General features: G+C 63.3%; 15 protein-coding genes and 1 pseudogene. 12 read left to right on the top strand and 4 right to left on the bottom strand.

All coding sequences use genetic code 11. The features are described from left to right. Positions 1 to 149: 149 nt before the first annotated feature. On the bottom strand, positions 150 to 2066 hold the full coding sequence (cysC, locus tag JQ629_RS36430; RefSeq protein WP_212416722.1) for an adenylyl-sulfate kinase: 1917 nt from the start codon (positions 2064 to 2066) through the stop codon (positions 150 to 152). 21 nt (positions 2067 to 2087) lie between these two features. Then, a complete protein-coding gene (cysD, locus tag JQ629_RS36425; RefSeq protein WP_192737217.1) occupies positions 2088 to 2882 on the bottom strand; it encodes a sulfate adenylyltransferase subunit CysD in 795 nt (264 codons plus the stop codon). A 254-nt stretch (positions 2883 to 3136) separates the two neighbouring features. Here cysD and cysG point away from each other — a divergent pair, with 254 nt between their 5' ends. From cysG to JQ629_RS36365, 12 genes are all read left to right on the top strand, one after another. Continuing rightward, on the top strand, positions 3137 to 4573 hold the full coding sequence (cysG, locus tag JQ629_RS36420; RefSeq protein ID WP_212416721.1) for a siroheme synthase CysG: 1437 nt from the start codon (positions 3137 to 3139) through the stop codon (positions 4571 to 4573). Then, positions 4570 to 4887 carry a DUF2849 domain-containing protein gene (locus JQ629_RS36415; protein WP_212416720.1) on the top strand — a complete coding sequence of 106 codons (318 nt, stop codon included), beginning with the start codon at positions 4570 to 4572 and terminating at the stop codon, positions 4885 to 4887. The genes cysG and JQ629_RS36415 overlap by 4 nt, the downstream gene beginning before the upstream one ends. A gap of 12 nt (positions 4888 to 4899) precedes the next feature. Further along, entirely contained in the window at positions 4900 to 6555 is a 1656-nt protein-coding gene (locus JQ629_RS36410; RefSeq protein WP_212416719.1) for a nitrite/sulfite reductase, read from the top strand. Beyond that, positions 6542 to 7057: a DUF934 domain-containing protein gene (locus JQ629_RS36405; protein ID WP_212416718.1), complete on the top strand. Its 516-nt coding sequence runs from the start codon at positions 6542 to 6544 to the stop codon at positions 7055 to 7057. The genes JQ629_RS36410 and JQ629_RS36405 overlap by 14 nt, the downstream gene beginning before the upstream one ends. Beyond that, entirely contained in the window at positions 7054 to 7785 is a 732-nt protein-coding gene (locus JQ629_RS36400; protein WP_212416717.1) for a phosphoadenylyl-sulfate reductase, read from the top strand. The genes JQ629_RS36405 and JQ629_RS36400 overlap by 4 nt, the downstream gene beginning before the upstream one ends. A gap of 110 nt (positions 7786 to 7895) precedes the next feature. Then, positions 7896 to 8897 carry a sulfate ABC transporter substrate-binding protein gene (locus tag JQ629_RS36395; protein WP_212270101.1) on the top strand — a complete coding sequence of 334 codons (1002 nt, stop codon included), beginning with the start codon at positions 7896 to 7898 and terminating at the stop codon, positions 8895 to 8897. 64 nt (positions 8898 to 8961) lie between these two features. After that, on the top strand, positions 8962 to 9768 hold the full coding sequence (gene cysT / locus JQ629_RS36390; protein ID WP_283813791.1) for a sulfate ABC transporter permease subunit CysT: 807 nt from the start codon (positions 8962 to 8964) through the stop codon (positions 9766 to 9768). Positions 9769 to 9775: 7 nt separating this feature from the next. After that, positions 9776 to 10738 (top strand): sulfate ABC transporter permease subunit CysW, encoded by a 963-nt coding sequence (gene cysW / locus JQ629_RS36385; protein ID WP_212416716.1) that lies wholly within the window; start codon positions 9776 to 9778, stop codon positions 10736 to 10738. Then, on the top strand, positions 10728 to 11777 hold the full coding sequence (locus JQ629_RS36380) for a sulfate/molybdate ABC transporter ATP-binding protein (protein ID WP_192737199.1): 1050 nt from the start codon (positions 10728 to 10730) through the stop codon (positions 11775 to 11777). The genes cysW and JQ629_RS36380 overlap by 11 nt, the downstream gene beginning before the upstream one ends. A gap of 157 nt (positions 11778 to 11934) precedes the next feature. Then, positions 11935 to 12432: a CAP domain-containing protein gene (locus tag JQ629_RS36375; protein ID WP_192736918.1), complete on the top strand. Its 498-nt coding sequence runs from the start codon at positions 11935 to 11937 to the stop codon at positions 12430 to 12432. A 119-nt stretch (positions 12433 to 12551) separates the two neighbouring features. Further along, positions 12552 to 13730: a DUF3734 domain-containing protein gene (locus JQ629_RS36370; RefSeq protein ID WP_212416715.1), complete on the top strand. Its 1179-nt coding sequence runs from the start codon at positions 12552 to 12554 to the stop codon at positions 13728 to 13730. 5 nt (positions 13731 to 13735) lie between these two features. Beyond that, entirely contained in the window at positions 13736 to 14524 is a 789-nt protein-coding gene (locus tag JQ629_RS36365) for a 3-hydroxybutyrate dehydrogenase (RefSeq protein ID WP_212270096.1), read from the top strand. A gap of 278 nt (positions 14525 to 14802) precedes the next feature. Here JQ629_RS36365 and JQ629_RS36360 read toward each other — a convergent pair. After that, positions 14803 to 15330, bottom strand: a pseudogene (locus JQ629_RS36360) (DUF6886 family protein); the annotation flags it as partial. 48 nt (positions 15331 to 15378) lie between these two features. Further along, complete coding sequence (locus JQ629_RS36355; protein WP_212416723.1) at positions 15379 to 16752, bottom strand: flippase; 1374 nt, start codon at positions 16750 to 16752, stop codon at positions 15379 to 15381. Positions 16753 to 16954: the final 202 nt, after the last annotated feature.

Genomic DNA, 16954 nt, shown 5'->3' with positions numbered 1-16954 from the left:
AAATGCGGAGAGTCCGCCATCTTCGAGTCGATTTGGAGTCCGCTGAACTTCAGATTCGGGACACTAGATTCTTGATTGGACGCGTTTTCTTGACGCGAACCGGTGCCCACCCCGGATCAAGTCCGGGGCAGGATTCGCTTGAAAACGCTTTAGATATTGGCCGCCAGATCCACCAGTTCGTCGAACAAAACGCCGGTCTCGGCCAGCATCCGTTCGATCGCGTCGGTGGCATCGGCCACTGTCCGGGTTGAGGTGTCGATCGTCAACTCGCAACTGGCCGGCGGCTGATAGTCGTTGGTGATCCCGGTGAACGAGGGGAGCGTGCCAGCACGGGCCTTGGCATAGTGGCCTTTGGGATCGCGGCTCTCGCACACCTCGGCAGGAGCGGCGACGTGGATTTCGCGGAAGGCGGTATCGGCGATGCGGCGCGCCACTGCGCGATCCGCAATCGCGGGCGAAACCGCGGCGACGATCGCGACGTGGCCGTTGCGCGCCAGATGGGTGGCGACTTCCGCGAGGCGGCGAATGTTTTCGCTGCGGTCCTGCGGCGAAAAGCCGAGATCGTTGTTGAGGCCGGCACGCAGGGTGTCGCCATCAAGCAGGATCGGTGAACCGCCGCGAGAGAACAGCCGGCGCTCCAGCGCGCGGGCCAGCGTCGATTTTCCGGAGCCGGGCAGGCCCGTCAGCCAGATTACCGCGCCGTTATGGTGATAGCGCGCCGAACGCTCTTCGGGACGCAGCGCGGACTCAACGGGAACGATGTCGATGGGAACGGCGCGTTGTCCGGCATCGACCGACAGCACGAGGCCGCCGCCGGCAATGCGGCCATTGACCTCGATCACCAGCCGTCCGGTGCGCGGATTGTCCTGATAGGGGTCGGCCGCAACCGGCTGCGCCAGCGAGATGTCGATTTCGCCAACGTGATTGCGCGCGATCGACTTGGTCTCCGCATTGGAGAGTTCGCCGGGATCCACCGCCTTCTCGATCGCGACCACCTGGGCGCGGCTTTCGCGGGTGCCGAGGCGGATCAGGATCTGCTCGCCCTTGGCGAGCGGCTTGTCGTGCAGCCAGAAAATCCGGGCGCGAATCCGCCGCGTATCGCGCGGGGTCGCGCCGGCATGGGCGATGACGTCGCCGCGTTCGATGAACAATTCGCGGTCGAGCGTGATGCCGACCGACCGGCCGGCGCCGTGGCTGCCGTTGACCGGGGTCACCGGCCAGCTCTCGACGGTTTTGATCTTCGCGATCTTGCCGGCGGGCATGATGACGATCTCATCGCCGGCGCTGAGACTGCCGGATTCGATGCGGCCGGCGACGATGCGGCGATCGTCGAATTTGTAGATCGCCTGCACCGGCAGCCGCAGCGCGAGCTGCTCCAGCGGCCGGGCCGGCTCGAGCGCATCGAGCGCCTCGACCACGCTCGGCCCCTGGTACCAGGAGATCCGCGACGTGCGTTCGGCAACGCCGTCGCCGTCGCGCGCGGAAATCGGAATCACTGCCGATGGCGTCACGCCGAGGCCGATCAGATGCGCCGAAATTTCGTCGCTGATCTCCTTGAAACGTTCCGCGCTGAAGTCGACGCGGTCCATCTTGTTGACGACGATGGCGACCTGCTTGATGCCGAGCAGATGCAACAGATAGCCGTGCCGGCGGGTCTGGTCGCGCACGCCTTCCAGCGCATCGATGATCAGCACCGCGCCGTCGGCCTGCGAGGCGCCGGTGATCATGTTGCGCAGGAATTCGGCGTGGCCGGGCGCGTCGATCAGCACCACGTCGCGCGAGCGGGTGCGGAAGCGGATCTGCGTGGTGTCGATGGTGATGCCCTGGTCGCGTTCGGTCTGCAGCGCATCCAGGAGAAACGACCATTCGAACGGCATGCCGCGCCGCGCGCTGACGGCTTTGAGCATTTCCAGCTTGCCCTCGGGCAGGCTGCCGGTTTCGTGCAGCAGGCGGCCGACGAGGGTGGATTTGCCGTGGTCGACATGGCCGACGATGACGATGCGAATCTGCGGCCGCGTCGTGCCGTTGGGTGTCGCCAATACGCTTGAAGGGAGGATCATGTTCATCGCAGCACTCACACCTAATCGTCAGAGATAGCCGGCGACACGCAGCCGCTCGAATGCATCTTCGGTTTCGTGATCGAGCGCGCGGCCCGCACGTTCCGGCACCTTGGTGCCGTCGAGTTCGGTCAGGATCTCATCGATGCTGGAAGCGGTCGACGCCACCGGATTGGTGATGTCCTGATCGCCCAGCGAGCGATAACGCTTGCCGTCCTTCGACAGATACAGCGGGATGATCGGAATGTTCTCGCGCTTGGTGTAGGCCCAGATGTCGGCCTCGGTCCAATGCAGGATCGGGTGGATGCGCAAATGCGCGCCTTGCGGCGGCGAGGCGTTGAAATGGTCCCAGAATTCCGGGGGCTGATCGCGCACATCCCAGCCGCCTTCGAGGCCGCGCGGCGAGAACACACGCTCCTTGGCGCGGGTGGCTTCCTCGTCGCGGCGAATGCCGGCGATCAATCCGTCAAAACCGTATTTGGTCAGCGCCCATTTGAGGCCTTCGGTCTTGCGGGCGGCGGAGCGCGCGGCCGGCGGCAATGTCGGGTCGACGGCGTCGATCGGCGGGCAGGGTTCGATCTTGAGATCGAGTTCCCATTCCTTGCCGAAGCGATCGCGGAACGCGTACATCTCGGCAAATTTCTTGCCGGTGTCGACATGCAAGGCCGGGAACGGCACGCGGCCGAAGAAGGCCTTGCGCGCCAGCCAGATCATGACGTTGGAATCCTTGCCCAGCGACCACAGCAGCGCCAGCTTCTTCAACCGCGCGAACGCCTCGCGAAGGATGTAGATGCTCTGCGCCTCAAGCTCGTCGAGATGGTCCATCGAGGGCGGCGGCAGCTGCCCATGGGCCAGAATTTTGGGCGCGGATGAGGTCTGGTTGAAGGCCGCGGGCTGCAACCCGTGTCCGCCGGATTCCTTGTTGAGAAGATGCATCTCTTGGCCTTGGACTTGAGAGTGGAAAAATTCTAAAGTTGCGCTGCAAAAGAGAAGGAATAATTTTCTCTTTTTTGGCCTTGATCCAGAGATAAATAGAAAATAATTTCAGTCAACCCCAAATTTGGGGAAGCGAGTATCTGATGCGCTATCTGCCTGTGTTTCTTGATCTGCAAAGCGGCAAGGTGCTGCTCGTTGGAGCGGGCGACCTCGCACGCGCCAAATTGCGGTTGCTCGCCGCTGCCGGTGCGCAGGTCCGCTGGTTCGCGACCGACGGCGATCATGATCTCTCCGGCATTGCCGCTGAGGACGTGGCGCGGATCGAGCCTGATGCCGGCGATCCGCTCACGGCCGATCTGTCCGGGGTGATCGCGATCCTCTGCGCCGGCGCCGGCGACATTGGCGTGGCGATGTCGGCACGCGCCAAGGCGGTCGGACTGCCCGTCAATGTGATGGACGACCTCGTCCATTCGACTTTCATCTTTCCCGCCATCGTCGATCGCGGCGACGTCGTCGTTGCCGTCGGCACCGGCGGCACCTCGCCGGTCGTGGCGCGCCGCGTGCGCGAGTCTATCGAGGCTGTCCTGCCGGCGCGGATCGGCGACCTCGCCAGCTTCATCGGCGGCTTTCGCAAGGCGATGCATGCGCGGATCCCCGAATTTTCGTTGCGCCGCCGTTTCTGGGAACGCGTGATCGACGGCCCGATCGGCGCGCTGGTCTTGGCCGGGCGCAAGGACGAAGCCGAGAAGGAACTGCAGGCGATCGCGAACCCTTCCGCTTTCGCCGGCGCTAATGATCAGGGCAAGGCCGAGGGCCGGGTGGCGCTGGTCGGCGCCGGGCCGGGCGATCCGGACCTGCTCACCATCAAGGCGCTGCGCGCGCTGCAGGACGCCGACGTCGTGTTCTACGACGAACTGGTATCGCCGGAGATTCTCGATCGCGTGCGCCGCGATGCCTCGCGCATTCCGGTCGGCCGCCGCGTCGGCAAGCCCGGTATCGGCCAGGATGCGATCAACAAATTGCTGATCGAGGCAGCCAAGTCAGGCCAGCGCGCGGTGCGGCTGAAGGGCGGCGATCCCTTCATCTTCGGCCGCGGCGGCGAGGAAATCGAAGTGTTGCGCGCGGCCGGCGTCGCCTATTCGGTGGTGCCGGGCATCACCGCTGGATTGGGCGCCGCCGCCCAATTCGAAGCGCCGCTGACCTATCGCCACGAGGCGCTGCGCATCACCTTCCTCACTGCCCACAAGGCGAGGGACGCCGAGACCGTCGACTGGTCGGTGCTGACAGACAAGAAGATGACCATCGTGGTCTATATGGGCATGACCGCGGCACCCGCGATCCGTGCGGGCCTGCTCGCCGCCGGACGCTTGCCGCAAACGCCGGTCGGCGTATTCGCGCGGGTGACGCGGCCGGACGCCCAGGCGGTGGTCGGCACGCTCGAACATTTGCCGGCTCTGGTCGAACAAATCGACGGCGGTCCTGCCGTCCTCATCATCGGTGACGTGGTCGCGCATTCCGCACCGTGGCGCCAATCAGATCTCGATCAAGTGATTTCCGAATTGAGGGATGCTGCAGAATGACTTCTCCGTTACAACAAAAGATCAAGATCACGGGACCTTCGATGGTCACCGCCAACCGCACCTGGGATGGCGTCGTGATCTATCGCACCGCGCAGCAAGGCTGGTCGGCGAACCTGTCGGACGCCGCGATCGTGCGCACCTCCGATGAGGCGCGGACACTGCTTGGTGAAGCCACCGCCGATGACGTCGGCGCGATCGGCCCCTATATCGCGCCGGTCGAACTCAATGACGGCGGCGAGATCAAGCCCGGCAATCTCCGCGAACATATCCGGTCGGAAGGCCTCACCATCGATCTGCTTCCGGTTCCGGCGTAAGGCGCATCCATCATGTACGCATATGACGAACTCGATCGCACGCTGATCAACGAACGCGTGTCTGAATTCCGCGACCAGGTGAAGCGCCGCCTCTCCGGCGAACTCACCGAGGACGAATTCAAGATGCTGCGCCTGCAGAACGGCGTCTATCTGCAACTGCACGCCTACATGTTCCGCGTCGCGATCCCCTATGGCACGCTGTCGTCCAAGCAATTGCGCGCGCTGGCCCGTGTCGGACGCCGCTACGACCGCGGCTATGGCCATTTCACCACAAGGCAGAACATCCAGTTCAACTGGATCAAGCTCGCCGAATTGCCGGACGCGCTCGCGGACCTTGCCGAGGTCGGCATCCATGCGATGCAGACCTCCGGCAACAACATGCGCAACGTCACCTCGGACCAGTGGGCCGGCGTCGCGCCGGGCGAGGTCGAGGATCCCCGCATCTGGTCGGAAATCCTGCGCCAGCACACCACGCTGCATCCGGAATTCTCGTTCCTGCCGCGCAAGTTCAAGATCGCGATCACGGCATCCGAGCACGACCGCGCGGCGATCAAGGTGCACGACATCGGGCTGCGCCTGTACAAGAACGCGGAAGGCGAAACCGGCTTTGAGGTGCTGGTCGGCGGCGGCCTTGGCCGCACGCCGTTCATCGGCAAGACCATCAAGCCGTTCGTGCACGGCCGCGACATCCTGAGCTATGTCGAGGCGATCCTGCGCGTCTACAACCAGTACGGCCGCCGCGACAACATCTACAAGGCCCGCATCAAGATCCTGGTGCACGAGCTCGGCATCGAGAAGTTCGCGCGCGAGGTCGACGAGGAATGGAAGCAGATGGGCGACGTCGGATTGACGCTCGACCATTCCGTCATCGAGGAGGTGCGTTCGCGCTTCTCCTATCCGGCCTATGAGAAGCTGCCGCACATGCCGGACGAGCTGAAACAGGCCGCACATGATCCGCTGTTCGAGCGCTGGCGCAGGAACTCGGTGTTCCCGCACAAGGTCCAGGGCTATTCGATCGTGACGCTGTCGCTGAAGCCGGTGGGCGCACCGCCCGGCGACGCCACCTCCGACCAGATGGACGCGGTCGCCGATCTCGCCGACCGATATTCCTTCGGCGAAATCCGCGTCGGCCACGAACAGAATCTGTGCCTGCCGCATGTCGCCAAGCGCGACCTGCCGCAGCTCTGGAAGGCGCTCGACCGGATCGGGCTCGCTACGCCGAACGTCAATCTGGTCACCGACATCATCGCCTGCCCCGGGCTGGATTATTGCTCGCTGGCCAATGCGCGCTCGATCCCGATCGCGCAGGAGCTGACCCGTCGCTTCGCCAATCACGACACCGCCGAGCTGATCGGCCGGCTGCACATCAACATCTCCGGCTGCATCAATGCCTGCGGGCATCACCACGTCGGTCACATCGGCATTCTCGGCGTCGAGAAGAACGGCGAGGAGTATTACCAGATCACGATCGGCGGCCGCGCCGACGAGGGCGCGCAGATGGGTACGCTGATCGGCCCGGCGATTCCCTATGCGGAAGTCGCCGACGTGATCGAGGATATTGTCGAAGCCTATCTCGCACTGCGCGACCGCCCCGAGGAGTTGTTCGTGGATGCGGTGAAGCGCCTGGGTGTCGAGCCATTCAAGGAGCGGGTCTATGCCACTCGTTAAGCAGGGTAGAATCACCACCGATCTGTTCGCCCATGTTGCCGACGGCGCCGAGTTGCCGGGCGATGGCGCGATCCTCATTCCGGCGGCGCGGTTCCTGGAGGATCCGGAAACCCTTCTCAAGCGCGCCGGCAAGGTCGGCGTGATCTGGCCGAACAACCGCGATCTCGACGAGCTCGTGCCGTATCTCGGCCGGCTGGCCGCGGTGGCGCTGGTGTTTCCCTCGTTTCGCGACGGCCGCGCCTACAGCCAGGCGCGCCTGCTGCGCGAGCGTCACGGCTTCGACGGCGAATTGCGTGCCACCGGCCAGGTGCTGCGCGACCAGTTCGTGTTCATGCTGCGCGCCGGCTTCGACGCGTTCGAGGTCAGGAAGGACAGTGACGCCGAGGCGTTTGCCTCTACCGCAAAAAGCTATTCGGTGTTCTACCAGCCGACCGGCGACGGCCGCCTCACCGCGCTGCATCGGCGGATGCAGCTGCGTCATTCGGAGAGTGCCGGCCAGTGAACGCGCTCGTACCTCAGGCAGTGATAGAGAAAGCTTTGGACCTGTCGCCGGCGCAGGCGCTCGATCGTGCGCTCCGCAGCTCGTCGCCCGCGGAAGTCATTGAAACGGCGTTGAAGACGGTCGGCCGCGAGAAGTTGGCAGTGGTCTCGTCGTTCGGCACCGAATCGGCGGCACTGCTCAAGGTGATGGCAGACGTCGATCCGGCGATTCCCGTGATCTTCCTCGACACCGGCTGGCTGTTCGAGGAGACGCTGGCCTATCGCGACACGTTGATCGCAACGCTCGGCCTGCGCGACGTCCGCTCGATCAAGCCGCTGGAAGAAACCCTGTCGCGCGCGGATCCGGACCGCGAATTGTGGTTCTCCGATCCCGACGCCTGCTGCCGTATCCGTAAAGTCGAGCCGCTGGCGCGGGCGTTGGCGCCGTTCTCGGCCTGGATCAACGGCCGCAAGCGCTTCCAGGGCGGCCAGCGCGCCGAGATGGCGGTTGTCGAAGACGACGGCGCCAGGCTGAAATTCAACCCGTTCGCCAATGTCGCGCGCGAAGACATCGAGGCGATCTACCAGCTTTCGAAATTGCCGCCGCATCCGCTGGTGGCGTCGGGTTACCTGTCGGTCGGATGCATGCCGTGCAGCAGCCGGACCTCGCCTGATGAAGACGCGCGTGCCGGTCGCTGGCGCGGAAGAGCCAAGACAGAATGCGGCATCCACACGATCAAGACTTCATAGGACAATGACGCTGCACCGCCGCAAACAATGAAATGCGGTTTCGTTGACTAAAGGCCACTTCGCCGCGAGTTATGTCCGGTGTGCTGCGATGATATCCTTCATCAGGCCGAATGGAGATTGAGATGTTCCGTCGTATTCTGCCCCTCGTCGCGGGACTGCTCTGGGCAGGTTCTGCGCTCGCCGCCGATGTGTCGCTGCTCAACGTGTCCTACGATCCGACGCGCGAGCTCTATGCCGATTTCAACAAGGCGTTCATTGCCGCTTACAGTAAGGAAACCGGCAAGAGCGTCGAGATCAAGCAGTCGCATGGCGGCTCCGGTTCGCAGGCGCGTTCTGTGATCGACGGGTTGCAGGCGGACGTGGTCACGCTGGCGCTGGCCTATGATATCGATGCGATCGCCGGCAAGGGCCTGGTGGCGCCGGATTGGCAGAAGCGCCTGCCGCTCAACGCCTCGCCCTACACGTCGACGATCGTGTTTCTGGTGCGCAAGGGCAATCCCAAGGCCATCAAGGATTGGGACGATTTGATTAAACCCGGCGTCAGCGTCATCACGCCGAACCCGAAAACGTCGGGCGGAGCGCGCTGGAACTATCTGGCGGCATGGGGCTATGCCGAGAAAAAATTCGGTTCGTCCGACAAGGCCAAAAAATTCGTCGGCGACCTCTTCAAGAACGTGCCGGTACTCGATACCGGCGCACGGGGCTCGACCGTGACCTTCGTCGAGCGCGGTGTCGGCGACGTGCTGCTGGCGTGGGAGAACGAGGCTTTCCTGGCGCAGCGTGAATTCGGCAAGGACAAATTCGAGATCGTCTCGCCGCCGCTGTCGATCCTGGCCGAGCCGCCGGTCTCCGTGGTCGACAAGGTGGCCGACAAGAAAGGCACCCGCGCGGCTGCTGAAGCCTACCTGAAATACTGGTATACCAAGGAAGGTCAGGAAATCGCCGCACGCAACTCCTACCGTCCGCGCGATTCGGAGATCGCCAAGGAATACGAAAAATCTTTCGCCAAGGTCGAACTTTTCACGATCGACGACGTTTTCGGTGGTTGGGCAAAGGCGCAGAAGGAACATTTCGCCGAAGGCGGTATCTTCGACCAGATCTACAAGAACTGATCTGGGACGATTTACCGAGCAATCAGGGGGACTTGTGAGCATAGCGGTGGCACGGCGGAGCAGCTTGCCGGGGTTTGGTCTCACCATGGGACTGACCCTGACATGGCTCTCCATTATCATCCTGTTGCCGCTGGCCGGCCTGTTTCTCAAGACGTTCGAGCTCAGCCTCGATCAGTTCTGGGGCATCATCACCAGCCGCCGTACGCTCAATGCGCTGAAGATCTCGTTCGGGCTTTCGTTTCTCGCCGCCCTGGTCAATCTGGTGATGGGGACCATCATCGTCTGGGCGCTGGTGCGTTATCGCTTTCCCGGCCGCCGGTTGTTCGACGCCATCGTCGACATCCCCTTTGCGCTGCCGACCGCGGTCGCCGGCGTCGCGCTCACGCAACTGTTTGCGCAAAAAGGCTGGCTCGGTGCGCCCCTGGCCGAACTCGGCATCAAGGTCGCCTTCACGCCGATCGGGATATTCATCGCGATGGTGTTCATCGGCATTCCCTTTGTGGTGCGGACGGTGCAGCCCGTGCTGATCGATCTCGACGTCGAGATCGAGGAGGCGGCGGCAAGCCTCGGGGCCAACCGCTGGCACACCGTGTTCAGGGTGATCCTGCCGAGTTTGATTCCGGCGCTGTTGACCGGATTTGCGCTGGCGTTCGCGCGCGCGGTCGGCGAATACGGCTCCGTCATCTTCATTGCCGGCAATTTGCCGAACGTGTCGGAAATCGCGCCCCTCCTGATCGTGATCCGGCTCTCCGAGTTCCGCTACGCCGATGCGACCGCGATTGCGGTTGTCATGCTGCTGGCGTCGTTCCTGATCATCTTCGCGGTCAATCGCCTGCAGCGCTGGGCCCAAACCCGTATTCCGGCGCATTGAGGGACCGATGTCGACGCAATCGAGTGTGGTGACGTCAGCGACCGAGTTGCGGGCCTATGCCCCGACGGCGGACCTCACCGTTTCCCCGCCGCCCTCGCGCATCGAGCGCGCGCGCCCGCGCACCGGGACATCGCCGGACAATCTGCGTACCGAGCCGGGGCCGGTCCGTTTCATCATCATCTCCCTCGCGGTCACCTTCCTGTCGGTGTTCGTCGTGCTGCCGCTGGTCGTGGTGTTCGCAAGCGCCTTTTCCAAGGGCATCGGCGCTTATCTGGCGGCGCTGGCCGAGCCGGAGGCGCTGGCGGCGATCAAGCTGACGCTGCTGGTGGCGGCGATCTCCGTCACCCTCAATCTGGTGTTCGGCGTGATCGCGGCCTGGGCGATCGCCAAGTTCGATTTCACCGGCAAGACCTTCCTGATCACGCTGATCGATCTGCCGTTCTCGGTCAGCCCCGTGATCTCGGGTCTCGTTTTCGTGCTGCTGTTCGGCGCGCAGGGCTATTTCGGCACATGGCTGCAGGCGCATGACATCCACATCCTGTTCGCCGTGCCCGGCATCGCGCTCGCCACCATCTTCGTGACATTCCCCTTCGTGGCGCGCGCGCTGATCCCGCTGATGCAGGAGCAGGGCACGCAGGAGGAAGAGGCGGCGATTTCGCTCGGTGCGTCAGGCCTGCAGACCTTCTTCCGCGTCACCCTGCCCAATATCAAATGGGGCCTGCTGTATGGCGTGTTGCTGTGCAACGCGCGCGCCATGGGCGAATTCGGCGCGGTGTCTGTCGTGTCGGGCCATATCCGCGGCGAGACCAACACCATGCCGCTGCTGGTCGAAATCCTCTATAATGAATACCAATTCGTGGCGTCGTTCGCGATTGCGTCATTGCTGGCGATGCTGGCGTTGATCACGCTGGTCGTGAAGACCGTTCTCGAGCGACGTCTGGACGAAGGACAGGAACCGCGTGACCATTGAAGTCAAAAACATCGTCAAGAAGTTCGGCAGCTTCGCAGCGCTCGACAATGTCGACCTGAAAGTCGACCAGGGCGAATTGCTGGCGCTGCTCGGCCCCTCCGGCTCGGGCAAGACCACGCTGCTGCGGATCATCGCCGGGCTCGACTGGCCGGATGCCGGCGAGGTGTTGATCGACGGCGAGAACGCGCTGGCGCGCGGCGCGAGCGAGCGCCATGTCGGTTTCGTGTTCCAGCATTACGCGCTGTTCCGCCACATGACGGTGTTCGAAAACGTCGCCTTCGGCCTGCGGGTACAGCCGCGCGCCATCCGCAAGGACGAAGCCACCATCCGCGCCCGCGTCAAGGAATTGCTGGATCTGGTGCAGCTCGACTGGCTGTCCGACCGCTACCCCAGCCAATTGTCCGGCGGCCAGCGCCAACGCATTGCTCTGGCGCGTGCGCTGGCGATCGAGCCGCGCATCCTGCTGCTCGACGAGCCCTTTGGCGCGCTCGACGCCAAGGTGCGCAAGGAGCTGCGGCAATGGCTGCGCTCGCTGCATTCGGAAATCCACGTCACCTCGATCTTCGTCACCCACGACCAGGAAGAGGCGCTCGAAGTCGCCAACCGCGTCGTCGTCATGGACAAGGGCCGTATCGAGCAGATCGGCACGCCCGGCGAGGTCTATGATCACCCGGCGACCGCGTTCGTGCACGGCTTCATCGGCGAATCCATCGTGCTGCCGGTGGATGTCAGCGGCGGTTCGGTGCGGCTCGGCGGCCGGCCGCTCAATATCGCCGCCAATGGCGCGGCTTCCGGGGCCTCGAAACTGTTCGTCCGGCGCCATGACATGCAGATCGGGCCGGCCGGTTCCGGATCGCTGGAGGGCGCCGTGCGCCATGTCCGTTCGTTTGGTCCGATCCAGCGGGCCGAGGTCGCGCTATCAGGCGGCGAGGGCAAGACCATCATCGAGATCGACGCCCCCCGCGACCGGGAACTCCAGGCCGGCGAAATCGTCAGCCTGCAGCCCCGCCGCTACCGTATTTTTGCGGCCCAGGATTAGGCCCCCGTCATTCCGGGATGGTCCGAAGGACCAGACCCGGAATCTCGAGATTCCGGGTTCGCTTCGCGCCCCGGAATGACGACCAAAATTAGCCCCGCGTTCACCATTCAGCCACGGTTGGTATGCAACAACTGCGTGACATCACGGGGGTTGATTCATGCGTGCCGCGGCCGCGATAGCTGGACTTTTGTTGCTGGGCGGCTGCATGGCCGACACCGCCAGGGCGCCGGACCAGCCGACCATGTATCTCAGCATGGCCAATGGCGGCGCCACGCTGGATCCGCAGGCCGCGGCCTCGATGATTTCGCTCTATCGCCAGAACAACGGCCTTGCCGCCGTGGCTGTCGACCCTGACCTGATGAAACTCGCCGAAGCGCAATCGCAGGCGATGGCCAAGCGCAACAAGCTCGATCATGACGTCAAGGGCCCGCTGGAAAAGCGCCTCGGCGCTTCCGGATATCCGGCCAAGCTCGCGGTTGAAAATGTGTCGGCCGGCTATCACACGCTGGCGGAAGCGTTTTCGGGCTGGCGCGACTCGCCGCCGCATAAGGCCAACATGCTCAAGAACGGTGTCACAAAATTGGGCATCGCGGCGATTTATGCTCCCAACACCAAGTACAAGGTGTTCTGGACGCTCATTCTGGCGTCAACCTAAACCCGATAAATTAGGCGTGATCTTTGCTTAGGTCTCGCCGAGCTTAGGTTTGGCTGATTGACGCCGTCTCGAACTGCCGCCACGGTATCAAGATTATTGCCCTCTGGTTGACGGTCACGATGGATACATCCAACCCCGCGCCCGCAACGAAGCCCGTGGATGCGCAGCGCGTGCTGGTGCTGCAAGGCGGCGGTGCGCTTGGCTCCTACCAGGCCGGCGCCTTTCAGGCGCTGTGCCGTTCCGGCTTCGAGCCGGAATGGGTGGCGGGCATCTCGATCGGTGCGATCAATGCCGCGATCATTGCCGGCAACGACCCTGCGACACGCGTCGATCGCCTGAAGGAATTCTGGGACATGGTGTCGTCCCCGGTGTCGTGGAATCCGATTACGCCGGGTGACCGCGCGCGGTCGTTGTTCAACGAGACCAGCGCCGCTTTGATCGCGACCTTCGGCGTGCCCGGATTCTTCACGCCGCGGCTTCCGCCGGCGCCGCTGTGGCCGCAGGGCAGCCCGCAATCGCTGAGCTATTACGACACTGCACCGCTGAAGAAGACGCTGGAAAACCTGGTCGACTTCGACCGCATCAACGACCTGAAGATGCGGCTTTCCGTCGGCGCGGTCGGCGTCACCTCGGGCAATTTCAAATATTTCGACAATGTGGAATTCAAGAAGCTCGGCAAGAAGATCGGGCCGGAGCACATCATGGCGTCCGGCGCGCTGCCGCCGGGTTTTCCTTCCATCCTCATCGACGGTGAGCATTACTGGGACGGCGGCATCGCCTCCAACACGCCGCTCGATTTCGTGCTGGATGAGGAAAGCGACCGCGATCTGCTGATCTTCCAGGTCGACCTGTTCAGCGCGCGCGGCGATCTGCCGGCCACGCTGCTGGAGGCCGCCGAGCGTGAAAAAGACATCCGCTTTTCCAGCCGTACCCGGATGAACACCGACAAGAACAAGCAGGTGCACAACACACGCAAGGCGCTCCGTGAATTGATCGCCAAATTGCCCGATGATCTCAAGAGCGATCCGTCGGTGGCGATACTGTGCAATGCGGTCAAGGAAAACACCGTCACGGTGGTGCACCTGATCTACCGCAGCAAGAACTACGAATCCTCGTCCAAGGATTACGATTTCTCGCATGTGGGCGTGGTCGAGCACTGGAACGCGGGTGCCCGGGACGTGCATTTGTCGATGCGTCACAAAGAATGGCTAGAACGGCCGCAGTCCGGGGAGACCATGGTGACCTACGATCTCACGAGGGACGTTTCCAGCGCCCCCGAAAGCAAAAAACAGGAGTGACCAGAATGGGTATTTTGAAAGGCAAGACCGCCGTCGTGACCGGCTCGACCAGCGGCATCGGATTGGCTTACGCGCGCGCTTTCGCCGCCGCCGGCGCCAATATCGTTCTCAACGGCATGGGCGTGCCGTCCGATATCGAGAAGGAGCGTTCCGGCATCGAGACCGATTTCAAGGTTCGGGCCGTGCATTCGCCCGCCGACATGACCAAGCCCGCCGAGATCGCCGAGATGATCGCGCTCGGCGAAAAGACCTTCGGTTCGGTCGATATCCTGGTCAACAATGCCGGCATCCAGTTCGTGTCGCCGATCGAGGAATTCCCGATCGAAAAGTGGGATGCGATCATCGCGATCAACCTGTCGTCGGCATTTCACGCCATCCGCGCCGCCGTGCCCGGCATGAAGAAGCGCGGCTGGGGCCGCATCATCAACACCGCTTCCGCCCATTCGCTGGTGGCCTCGCCGTTCAAGTCGGCCTATGTGTCGGCCAAGCACGGCATCGCCGGCCTCACCAAGACCGTGGCGCTGGAGCTCGCGACCCACAAGATTACCTGCAACTGCATCAGCCCCGGCTATGTCTGGACGCCGCTGGTCGAGAAGCAGATTCCCGACACCATGAAGGCGCGCAACCTCACCAAGGAGCAGGTCATCCACGACGTGCTGCTGGAAGCCCAGCCCACCAAGGAATTCGTGACCTCCGAGCAGGTCGCGGCCCTGGCTCTGTTCCTGTGCGGCGACGATGCCGCCCAGATCACCGGCGCCAACCTCTCGATCGACGGCGGCTGGACCGCGGAGTAGGACGCAGCACGCGTTTGTCATGCCCCGCGAAAGCGGGGCATCCAGTACGCCGTGTCTGACATTGTTGGACTAGCTGGCGACTGCGATTACTGGATCACCCGCGAAGGCTTTTCGCGGGTGATGACAGCAACTCAAATTCATGCCGATCGAAATTTGTCGAAAGCCCCTCGTATTTCAGCGTCGGTCGCCGTTTCGCCAGCGTCGATGGATGCCATGGCAGCATCGACGATCTGCAACTCCTCGGGACCAGCGATATATTCGTTGCGGTCGTTGCTTGACCAGCCCTGAGCGTTTCGGAGCCGGATTCCACTGACGTGCAGGGACGTTGACCAGAGGTCCTTGAGGGGCGCGAGGCTTGGCATGACGCGCAGTTCCACCTCGCATCGGCGTAGCGCGTCTGCCAGATCGTCGATCCGCTCTACGCCGATGGGCGTCACGGCAGAGCGTGCGACCCACATTCCGGCGTCATCCAGCGGCTCGAATGCGTTTGCGGGAAACTCGTACCGGTACAGGCAAGCGCGCGAGAGCCCCTCTAACCACGCCTGTTCGATGTGGGCAACCATCCGGCACGAACGATCCTTCCAATGGACGTGCAGGTCTTGCGAGGACGTGCTGGCGAGCGGCCAGAGAAGAATTCGCGGACAGTCACGAGGGAAAAGATACATCGGCTGGTCCCATGCATCGATAGCCCAGACGAGCGGCCCGTTGAGCCACTCGCGTCCGCGCTGGCGTTGCGAGGGAATCGTCACGGGTCTGGGTTCGAACACCTCGATGTCGCCGCGTTCGCTGAAATGAAACAGCTGCATCCGGACAGGTTAGAGCGCGTCGCTATGCAACCGTCAATCGCGATGATTCTAGCCACGCTTCCCGAACGCCAGCACGTGCAGGCCGAGCCGCTGCCGGACGATCCAGAACAGCAGCACGGTCTCGAACGCCAGCGAGATCGTGGTTGCGGCCGCGGCGCCGTGGCCGCCGTAGCGCGGCACCAGCAGCAGGCACAGCACCACGTTCATGACAAAGGCGAGCGCATAGGCCAGTGCGCAGATGTGCTGATGGCCGAGCATGTTCAAGAGCCGCTCGACCGGGCCGATTGCGGAGCGCACCACGAGGCCAACAGCGGCGATGAACATGATGTCGTAGCCGACCACGAATTGCGGCCCGAACAGCCAGAGCAGCGGCTTGCCCAGCGCGAGCAGCGCGATGGTGGCCGCGAGCGATGGCCAGAACGTCCATTGGATGGCGTGCGCCACATAGGCCGACAGCCGCGCCTTGTCGCCGAGCGCATGATATTCCGCAAAGCGATGCGCTGTCGTTGCCGACATCGCGTAGTGGATGAAGGAAACCAGCGCCAGCGTTTTTACGACCGCGAAATAGACGCCGACTTCCTCCGAGGAACGGAATTGCTGCAGCATCAGCACGTCGGTGTAGGAGAGCAGCAGATAGAAGCTTTCGACCAGCAGGATCGGCAGCGAGATCGCGAGCCAGCCGCGGAAATCATAGGCCTTGGCGCCGGCCTCAACGTGGCCGGCGAGCCGGCGGTTCAAGACCACCATCTGGCCGATCATGGCGAGCCAGACCGCGGCGGCGCTTGCCAGCATCGCCACCGTGGCGCCGAGATTGAAACCGAGCGCAAAAGCGCCGGCGGTGAGGCCGATGATCAGCGACTGGCGCACGATGAATTGCGGCATCAGGCCCAGGCGCATCCAGTCATGCGAGCGCGCGATGCCGTCCTGGGTGTTGGCGACGACGAAGGCGGGCAGGGTCAGGCAGCCGATATAGAGCGGCAGAACCGTATTGGGCTCCATCCACGGCGACAGTGTTTTCACCACGCCCGCCAGCGCCAGCGAGACCAGCGACGACACCGCGAACGTCATCCAGCGGCTGCCGGAGAGGAAGCCGCGCAGCAGCGCGTGCTGGCCGCTGGCGCGGTATTCCGGAATGATCTTTTGCGCGGACGCCGAGATGCCGAAATCCATCATGCTGCCGAGCAGCAGCACCCAGGTCCAGACATAGACATAGACGCCGTAATCCGAGCCGCCCATCCAGCGCGCCAGCAGGATCTGCGAGAAATAGGCCAATGCCGCACTGATCACGCGGATGATGAAGATCGTGCCGGCCAGCCGTTTTGTCAGCGAAGCTTCGCCCGAACCACCAAAGAGACCGCGAAGCAGCGATCGCATGCGCGCGATCGGGCCGGCAGGCGAAGCGGAGGCGGATTCGGTGTCCATCACGGCCACAGCAAGGCATCCTCGAAAGGCCGCGAGGCGGCGGCGATGCTCCGATGTATCAACGATTCGTTAAGATTCGGTTGGGTGGAGGCGCGGGCGTCAATCTCCGCGTCGTCCCGGCGAACGCCGGGATCTACCGTGTTAGCTGTCAAGAGGCTGTAGCACCTTTCCAAGGCTGGCCGGACCTGATTACGGCATTTGC

Origin of the sequence: Bradyrhizobium sp. AUGA SZCCT0222 (genome assembly GCF_018130205.1) — a bacterium.
Taxonomy (GTDB): domain Bacteria; phylum Pseudomonadota; class Alphaproteobacteria; order Rhizobiales; family Xanthobacteraceae; genus Bradyrhizobium.
This window is presented reverse-complemented; position numbering and strand designations above follow the sequence as displayed.

Bases quoted from the DNA above. Each gene is read 5' to 3' on its own strand.
- cysC (WP_212416722.1), bottom strand. From the start codon at position 2,066: ATGAACATGATCCTCCCTTCAAGCGTATTGGCGACACCCAACGGCACG.
- cysD (WP_192737217.1), bottom strand. From the start codon at position 2,882: ATGGACCATCTCGACGAGCTTGAGGCGCAGAGCATCTACATCCTTCGC.
- cysG (WP_212416721.1), top strand. From the start codon at position 3,137: ATGCGCTATCTGCCTGTGTTTCTTGATCTGCAAAGCGGCAAGGTGCTG.
- JQ629_RS36415 (WP_212416720.1), top strand. From the start codon at position 4,570: ATGACTTCTCCGTTACAACAAAAGATCAAGATCACGGGACCTTCGATG.
- JQ629_RS36410 (WP_212416719.1), top strand. From the start codon at position 4,900: ATGTACGCATATGACGAACTCGATCGCACGCTGATCAACGAACGCGTG.
- JQ629_RS36405 (WP_212416718.1), top strand. From the start codon at position 6,542: ATGCCACTCGTTAAGCAGGGTAGAATCACCACCGATCTGTTCGCCCAT.
- JQ629_RS36395 (WP_212270101.1), top strand. From the start codon at position 7,896: ATGGAGATTGAGATGTTCCGTCGTATTCTGCCCCTCGTCGCGGGACTG.
- cysW (WP_212416716.1), top strand. From the start codon at position 9,776: ATGTCGACGCAATCGAGTGTGGTGACGTCAGCGACCGAGTTGCGGGCC.
- JQ629_RS36375 (WP_192736918.1), top strand. From the start codon at position 11,935: ATGCGTGCCGCGGCCGCGATAGCTGGACTTTTGTTGCTGGGCGGCTGC.
- JQ629_RS36370 (WP_212416715.1), top strand. From the start codon at position 12,552: ATGGATACATCCAACCCCGCGCCCGCAACGAAGCCCGTGGATGCGCAG.
- JQ629_RS36365 (WP_212270096.1), top strand. From the start codon at position 13,736: ATGGGTATTTTGAAAGGCAAGACCGCCGTCGTGACCGGCTCGACCAGC.
- JQ629_RS36355 (WP_212416723.1), bottom strand. From the start codon at position 16,752: ATGGACACCGAATCCGCCTCCGCTTCGCCTGCCGGCCCGATCGCGCGC.